Origin of the sequence: Mycobacterium sp. 1465703.0 (genome assembly GCF_001672975.1) — a bacterium.
Lineage (GTDB): Bacteria > Actinomycetota > Actinomycetes > Mycobacteriales > Mycobacteriaceae > Mycobacterium.
On the sequence record NZ_LZKU01000042.1, the window covers coordinates 1 to 791 of the forward strand.

General features: G+C 67.9%; 2 pseudogenes. One reads left to right on the top strand and one right to left on the bottom strand.

The features are described from left to right. Positions 1 to 516: pseudogene (locus A5625_RS03670) on the top strand (VWA domain-containing protein); the annotation flags it as partial. A 4-nt stretch (positions 517 to 520) separates the two neighbouring features. On the opposite strand, the pseudogene A5625_RS03675 reads toward A5625_RS03670, so the two are convergent. Then, positions 521 to 791 (bottom strand): annotated as a pseudogene (locus A5625_RS03675) (hypothetical protein); the annotation flags it as partial.

Sequence of the window (791 nt, forward strand, 5' to 3'; positions counted from 1 at the left end):
GCGCTGAAGAAGCTGGAGTTCGCCGACAGCACCGCCACCGGCGAAGCCATCTTCACCGCTCTGCACGCGATCAGTGCCACCGCGGTCGCCGGGGGCGACAATCCGCCGCCGGCCCGCATCGTGCTGCTCTCCGACGGCGGCGAGAACAAGCCCTCCAATCCCGGCGATCCGCATGATGGCGTCTACACCGCGGCGCGGCTGGCCAAGGACGAGGGCGTGCCCATCTCGACGATCTCGTTCGGCACCCCGTACGGCACCGTCGACTACGAGGGCGCCACCATCCCCGTTCCGGTGGATGACCAGACCCTGCAGAAGATCTGCGAGATCACCGAGGGCCAGTCGTTTCACGCCGACAGCCTGGACTCGCTGAAGAACGTGTACTCGACGCTGCAGCGCCAGATCGGCTACGAGACCGTCAAGGGCGACGCGAGCATGGCCTGGATGTTGCTCGGCGCCTTCGTCATGGCCGGCGCCATCTTGGCCGGCCTGCTGCTCAACCGCAGGCTGCCCGCCTGAGTCGTCAGCTGGGCAGCCGCCGGTTGATCAGCAGGGCCAGCGCCGTCGCGATCAGTGCGGTCAGGACGCCCAGGCGCAGCCAGCCGGAGCTGCCCGGTCCGGGCACCGTGCGGTAGCCGATCTCGTTCTCGATGGCGTTGTAGCTCTTCTCCAGCTCGCCGAGGTTGGTGGCGGTGTAGGACTGCCCGCCGGACAGCTTGGCGACCGTCTTCATCTGGTCGGTCGAGACCGGGACCGCGATCCGGTGCCCGTCCATCTCGATTTCACCGCCCTTG